This window comes from Allobosea sp. 05T439, assembly GCF_056396005.1.
This window is the reverse complement of the sequence record NZ_JBFTKP010000085.1, coordinates 1-8,243: the sequence shown is the minus strand read 5'-3', so window position 1 is coordinate 8,243 and position 8,243 is coordinate 1. Positions and strand designations below refer to the sequence as shown.

1 protein-coding gene is annotated in these 8,243 nt (G+C 63.8%); it reads left to right on the top strand.

Going from position 1 to position 8,243, the window contains the following annotated elements:
- Positions 1-39: 39 nt before the first annotated feature.
- Positions 40-8,243 (top strand): peroxidase family protein (locus AC1DIO_RS34675; RefSeq protein ID WP_476854889.1); only part of this gene is annotated, 8,204 nt, incomplete at its 3' end.

Below are 8,243 nucleotides of genomic sequence, written 5' to 3'. Positions count from 1 at the left end.
CCCTTCGCCGCGGCAACGGCGTTAGCTTACGGGCAGGCCGTGACGGCTGCGGGAATTGTACAGACCCAGATCAGCAGCGCGCTTGCGAGCCTGACGGCGCTTCGCGCCGACGTGGCCGCCGATGGCGTCGTCGACATCTCGACCACCGCAGGCGACGCCGTCACGGCGGCGACGGCCGCCCTTGCGGCAGCAACCAGCGTCCTGGCTGCGCTTCAGGCGCCCGGCACGGCTGCCGMAGCCGCGGACATTGCCAGCGCCCAGGCCCAGCTGAACGCCCTCACGAYCTTCGTGGCGACCGTGACGGCCGTGCAGGGAGCCGTCGGCGACGGCGTCACYATTCCCGAATTCAATACGGTCGTCCTTGCCGAGGGCACCGCCCAGGGSCTGGCGACCGCTGCAGCGGCCAATGCGGTGGCGCTCTCCCAGGCCGTGGCCGACCCGGCCGGCCAGCACCTGGTCAATCTCATCGCGGATGCCGGTCTCGAGTTGTCCAATGATGGTTCGATCCTGATCGAGGACCGTTCGCCCGAYGTCGGCCTCTCGCCTCCAAACAGCGCCTGGATGACGTTCTTCGGCCAGTTCTTCGATCACGGCCTCGACCTCGTYACCAAAGGCAGCAACGGCACGATCTACATCCCGCTCCAGGCCGACGATCCGCTGATCGCCGGCCCGGACCATATCCTCGGCAATGCGGACGACCTTGCGCCGGAATTCCGCTTCATGACGTTGTCGCGGGTGACGCCCTTCGACGCCAATGGCAACCCGAATCCGCTGGGAACCGAGTCCCAGAACACGACGACGCCGTTCGTTGACCAGAACCAGACCTACACCTCCAGCGCCTCSCATCAGGTTTTCCTGCGGGAGTACAAGTTCAGCGTGGACGCCGTCGGTAATGATGGCATCGCGGACTCGCATGCCGTGAACACCGGCCACCTGCTCAATGGCGTCCATGGCGGCATTGCAAATTGGGCAGAAGTGAAGGCGCAGGCGGCGGAGAAGCTGGGGCTGGAGTTGAACGACGCCGATGTCCTCGACGTCCCGCAACTCGTCGTCGACGCCTATGGCAAGTTCACGCCGGGCACGCACGGCTATGCCCAGGTCATGGTCAATGTGTTTGAAAACGACGGGGTGACGACCCGCATTTCAACGGTTGCCGTCGAGGGCAAGGCGGGCGGCCTGGACATTCACCACATCCTTCCGAGCGACCTGCCGGCAGGTTTCGTTCCCTTGCCGGGGGCGACTGCAACCGTCTTCCAGGTGATCGGTACCGGTCATGCCTTCCTCAACGACATCGCGCACACTGCTGTACCGGTGGTGATCGGCGGCGTCTTGCAGCCCGACGCCGACAGCATTGTCGGGAACCCCGTCCCGGATGACGGCCAGGGCCATAATCTTCAATACGATGATGAACTGCTCAACTCGCATTTCCTGACCGGCGACGGCCGCGGCAACGAGAACATCGGGCTGACCGCGGTTCACACGATCTTCCATTCCGAGCACAATCGCCTCGTCGAGGCGAACAAGGACACCATCATCGCCTCCGGCGACGTGGCCATCGTCAATCAATGGCTCGCCGCCGATCCCGACAACGCCCGGACGGCGATCAGTCAGGTCGAGCTCGATGCCATCAACGCGCTGACCGACCCGTTGGCAAAGGCTGCGGCGATCGATGCCTTGGACTGGGATGGCGAGCGTCTGTTCCAGGCCGCCCGCTTCGTCACCGAGATGCAATACCAGCATCTCGTGTTCGAGGAGTTCGCGCGGCGCATTCAGCCGAATGTCGATCCGTTCGTCTTCACCAACTCGGCCGATCTGAATCCGGCGATCGTCGCCGAGTTTGCCCACACCGTCTATCGCTTCGGCCATTCGATGCTGGTCGATACCGTGGACCGGCTCGACAATGATCTCTCGCTCGTCAACAGCGACAACGCTTCGGCCGATGATGCGCAGCAGGTCGGCCTGATCCAGGCCTTCCTCAATCCGCAGGAATTCACCGCCGGCGGCGTCGTCCGGGATAGCGTTGGGGCCCCTGTCGGATTCAGCGACGAGGTGGCGACCGGTGCGCTGATCCGCGGCATGTCCCGTTCGGTCGGCAATGAAATCGACGAATTCGTCGTCGAAGCCTTGCGGAACAATCTGCTCGGACTGCCGCTCGATCTTCCCGCCTTGAACCTCGCCCGGGCTCGCGACACCGGCATCCCGAGCTTGAACGACGCGCGCGCTCAAATCTACGCCACGACCGGCGGCGCCGACCTCAAGCCCTATACCAGCTGGGCCGACTTCACCCAGCACATCAAGCACCCGCTATCCGTGGTCAACTTCATCGCAGCCTATGGCACCCATCCGCTGATCGCCGCCGAGACGACCTCGGAGGGCAAGCGTGCAGCCGCCATGGCCATCGTGCTCGGCACCGATCAGACCGTGCCAGCGAATGCCGCCATGCAGCCGCCGGTCCTGGCGCATACGATTCATGCTCCGGCTGACCGCCTCGACTTCCTGAACGCGACCGGCCTCTATGCGGCGGACGGCGCCGGTCCCCATGACGACAGCCTTGGCGGACTGAACCATGTCGATCTGTGGATCGGCGGTCTGGCCGAGGAGATCAACGAGTTCGGCGGCCAGCTCGGCTCGACGTTCAACTTCGTGTTCGAATATCAGCTGGAGCACCTGCAAAACGGCGACCGGTTCTATTACCTCAGCCGCACGCAGGGCATGAACCTGCTGAACCTGCTGGAGCCCAATTCGTTCACCGACCTGGTCATGCGCAATACCGACCTGGGCGATCTCCATTCGACGCATCTTCCGGGCAACCTCATGTCGGTTCCGGACATGATCCTGGAGCTCGACAAGCTGGCGGGTCAGGAGAACTATAGCGGCATTGCCGCGCGCGACGGGACCGATCCAGCCGATCGCAGCCTGCTCGATCCCGTGCACTCCGATCCTTTCGTGCAAGGCATCGATCCCAAGGTTCACCGGGTCGAAGGGACGGCCCGCCTGGATGCCAACGGTCAGCCGGTTCTCGATGCGGATGGCAAGCCGATCTTCGATGGCGGAATCCTGCAGTTCTCCGGCGGTGAACACGTGGTTCTCGGCGGCACCGAGGGCAATGACAGGCTGTATGGCGACAAGGGCATCGACACCCTCTGGGGCGATGACGGCAATGACTATCTGAATGCCGGCATGGAATCCGACCAGGTGTTCGGCGGCGGCGGCGACGACATCATCGAGGATCCGTTCGGGGACAATTTCCTGCGCGGCGAAGCCGGTGACGACGTGATCGCCAGCGATGCGGGCCTCACCCTCATGTTCGGCGGCGAGGGCAACGATTTCATCATGGGCGTCACGGACGCCAAGGAAGTGTTCGCCGGCCCGGGCAATGACTTCATTCTCGGCGGTTCAGCACCCGACGGACTGATGGGCAACGAGGGGGATGACTGGATCGAGGGAGGCGAGGGTTTTGACGGTCTGTCGGGTGAAAACTCGGACCTGTTCTTCAACTCGCCGATCATCGGACACGACATCCTCAACGGCCAGGGCAACGACACCGACTATGATGGCGAGTCCGGCGACGACATCATGGTCCAGGGCGCCGGAATCCAGCGCAACAACGGCATGCTGGGCTTCGACTGGTCCATTCAGAAGGGAGACGAAACCGACGGCGTCATCGATCTCGGCATCTCGCGCTTCGCCAATCAGCTCGCGCTGACATTGCGGGACCGCAACGACTCGGTGGAAGGCGCCTCGGGCTGGAAGCACAACGATACATTGATCGGAACCAGCTTTCCGGTCGGCGCTGTCGGCGCAGGAACCGGCCCGGTCAATGGGCCCGCGACGGACAGCAAGCTTCTGTCCCAGAACGTCGACCTGATCCGCGGGCTCGAGGACTTCATCAAGCTGGCGCCCGGTGCGGTCATCGGACAATCGGCGGCGACCGTCGCGGCCATGGCGGTCGCTGGCTCGCATTTCCGCGATCTCGCTCCCGACACCACTGTCTTCGACCCCGGCAATGGTGGCGACATCCTGCTCGGCGGCGCCGGCAGCGACACCATCACTGGAAATGCCGGCAATGATCTGATCGATGGCGACCGCTGGCTCAATGTCCGGATCTCGGTGCATGCCACCAAGGACCCGGCGAGCGCCCAGCTGTTCACGGTCGATGGCTTGACCACCCTCATCTCGGGGACCGGCAATGCCAATTGGGACGGAAAATCGGTCGCCGACCTGATGCGAACCGGAMAGATCAATCCGGGCCAGCTCGAAGCGGTGCGCGAGATCATCTCCGACGGCGCCCTGGCAACCGATACCGACGTGGCGGTCTTCCACGGCAGCCGCGCCGACTTCACSCTSACGCGCAATGCCAACGGCACGGTRACAGTCGTCGACACTGTCGTGGCACCGGTCCTCGGGGCAGATGGCATCAAGATCCCGCTGATCGACGACGAAGGCACCGACACGCTCGTGAATATCGAGATCGCGCGGTTCACGAATTTCGATGCCAATGGCATTCCGACCGGAACGTTCACGGATGTGTCGCTGGCACGAGCAAGCGGCGCACCGACGATCACCAGCACCGGCACCAATGTCCTGACGGCCAGCACCGCTGGAATCGTCGACGCCAACGGCATTGCCAACACCATCCGCTACCAATGGCAGACCTCGGCAACCGGAACAGGACCCTGGACCAATGCCGGGCTGCCGACGGCCAACGCCAACCGCACCATCAACGACGCCAATTTCTATCGGGTGATCGTCAGCTATATCGATGGYGACGGGCTTGCCGAGTCGGTGACCTCCCAGATCGTCGCCCGGGTCGGAACCGGTGGGAACGAAACCATTACCGGCACGGCCGATCCAAACCTGATCAACGGCCTGGCGGGCAACGACACGCTGAACGGCCTGGCAGGTGACGACGTCCTGAATGGCGGAGCCGGCGCCGATACGCTCAATGGTGGCGCCGATAACGATACGCTGGTCGCCGGTGTCGACACCGTCCGCGACGTCCTCGATGGTGGCACCGGGATCGACACCGCGGATTACTCGGCGGCAACGGCGGTTTTGACCGTGACGCTGAACGGCGCAACCGCGGCGGTCGTTGCGGGGTCGGGGACCACGAACGCAACTTCCGACACGATCGCCAATATCGAGAATTTCATCGGCGGGAGCGGCAACGACTCGATCACCGGTGATGCCAACGACAACGCGCTCAGCGGCGGGGCCGGTAACGACGCGCTGACCGGTGGACAGGGCAACGACGTGCTCAGCGGCGGGGCCGGTGCCGACACGCTGAACGGCGGCGCAGGCAACGATCGTCTCGATGGCGGCGCCAATCCCAACACTACGGGCGACGTCATGACCGGCGGTGCCGGCGACGACACCTATGTCATCGACGATGTGGCAGGCACGGCTGCTCAACGGGACCAGGTCATCGAGGCTGCAGGCGGCGGCATCGATACGGTGACCGGAGCGGTCAATCTCGACCTCGCACTCTACGCCAATGTCGAGAACGTCACGCTGACGGGAACCGCGAATGTCAGCGCGACTGGCAATACCGGCGACAACATCCTCACCGGCAATGCCGGCAACAACGCACTGACCGGCGGCAACGGCACGGACACGGCGGTGTTCACCGGATCGGTGCTCGACCATACCCTCACCACGACCAATGCCGGCGTGCTGACCATTACAAGCGATGCCGATGGCCGCGACACGCTGACGACGATCGAAAAGGTTCAGTTCGGCGCGACGGTATACACCACCCAGCTGGGAACGGCAGCCGGGACGACGATCACCGGCTCGGCGGGCAACGACCTGATCTTCGGCCTCGGGGGCAACGATACGATCAATGCCGGCACTGGTGACGACGCCATCGTCTGGCGGGTTGGCGATGGTCGCGACGTCGTCAATGGCGGGGCCAACGGAACGGTCGGCGATGCCTTCAGCATCACCGGGGACAATTCGGACGAGGTCTTCTCGATCTATTCCAGGTTCGAGTGGCTGAAAGTCGCAGGCAATCTCGCCAGCGATCTCAAYGCCAACACGGATATCGTGATCACCCGCAACGGCACGGGYACGGCCTCGGTCGTGGCCGAGCTGGATCAGATCGAAGAGATTTCGATCAATACCGGTGGCGGCAATGACAGCGTCCTCGTGGTCGGCAACCTGACCCCCTCGGATCTGCGCTTCAACACCATCACGGTGAACTCCGGCACRGGKGACGACACAGTCGACGTGACGGCTCTCGAATCGGCCCACCACGTCGTGCTCAATACGGGCGGCGGCTCCGACCATCTGGTTGGCATGCGTGCCCAGGATGAAATGCACGTGACCGGACCAGCTGCAGCCGGCGGATCGACTGGCGGGGGCGGCAGTAATGGTGGTGGTTCCGGAAACGGGAGCGGGAACGGCGGCGGCATCACTGGCGCGTTCGACCTCACCGCCGGCGACGTTGCGGGGCTAAAGCACCTGGTCAACGGCCAGGAAGTCCCCGGGGATGACGACACGGTGCCCGGCGTCCGCGATCTCAGCGGCCACGGCAACAATCTCGCCCATCCCGATTACGGTGCGGCGGACGAGCACTTCATCCGGCTGACGGAAGCCCGCTACGGCGACTACGACGCGGCGACCGGCAACAACCAGATCAATCCGATCTTCGAGGGGCTCGATCCGCGCAATATCAGCAATATCCTGGGCGTGCAGGAAGCAGACCTGCCGAAGAACAGCAACGACGCCAATATCTTCTTCATGGCCTTTGGCCAGTATTTCGACCACGGCCTCGATTTCCTGCCGAAGGGTGGCAATGGCGCGATCCAGATCGGCGCTCCCGGCAACGGCGCGCCCGGATCCGGCAACCCTGCCGATCTCACCCGAGGCACGGTCGACGAAATCGTCGATGGCGTTCCCCAGCATATCAACCGGACCTCGCCCTTCGCGGACCAGAACCAGGCCTATGGCTCGAACGGGCTCGTCGGCCAGTTCCTCCGGGAAGGCGACGGCGATGGCGGTCTCGGCTCGATGCTGCTGGCGGGAGGGCCGGATCCGTCTGACCCGAACTTCCGGTTGCTGCCGACGCTGCGCGAGCTGATCCTCGAGCATTGGGAGAACAACACCGTCTTCACCGGCCTGCCGGGCGGCCCGGTCGCCTTCCAGACCTATTTCGCGGGGCTGGTCAACGGCGGGGTGATCAACACCACGATGGCGGCGACCATGGCGTCCAATTTCATGGGCACCGGACATGCGCTGCTGCTCGATGCCAATCCGTTCATCAGCGTGCTCGACCACTATATTGCTGGCGACGGCCGGGCGAACGAGAACTTCTCCCTGACCGCGATGCACACGATCTGGGCGCGCAACCACAACTTCCACGTCGAGAATCTGGTGGAGGCCGGCTTCCAGGGCACACAGGAGGAGCTCTTCCAGGCGGCCAAGATCATCAACGAGGCCGAATACCAGCGCGTCGTCTTCGACGAGTTCGCCGATCATCTCATCGGCGGCATCAAGGGCGATGGCGACCACGGCCATGGCGACTACAATCCAGATGCGACGGCCGCCATCTCGCATGAGTTCGCGGCGGCCGTGTACCGGGTCGGTCACTCCCTGATCGGCCAGACCATGACCGTGCTCGATGCCGACGGTCAGCCGAAGCAGGTGGCGCTGTTCGACGCCTTCCTGAATCCGACGAACGACGCCGGCGCCTTCACTGCTCCCTTGCCCCCCGGCTACGTCCCGCAGCCCGGCTATGAGCAGCTCGGCGTGGGATCGATCCTGGGCGGCATCATCAGGCAGCCGGCGGAGGAGGTTGACTTCAACATCGTCGACGCGGTGCGCAACGATCTGGTGCGGATCAATGCCGACCTGTTCGCCTTCAATGTGGCCCGCGGCTGGGATGTCGGGCTGGGAACGTTGAACCAGGTGCGTTCGGATCTTGCCGCTTCGCAGGATCCCTATGTCTCCGAGGCCGTCGGATATGCCGGAAACCTCTCACCCTATACCTCCTGGGAGGACTTCCAACAGCGCAACAATCTGAGCGATGCAGTGATCGCCCAGTTCAAGCAGGCCTATCCCGACCTCGTCCTGGACGCCAATGAGATAGCTGCCTTCCAGGCGATCAACTCGAATATCAGCGTGGCCATCCAGGCCGACGGCACCGGCATCGTGAAGGGGATCGACCGGGTCGATCTCTGGGTCGGTGGCCTTGCCGAGACGCATATCAATGGCGGCATGGTCGGGCAGACCTTCTGGGTGGT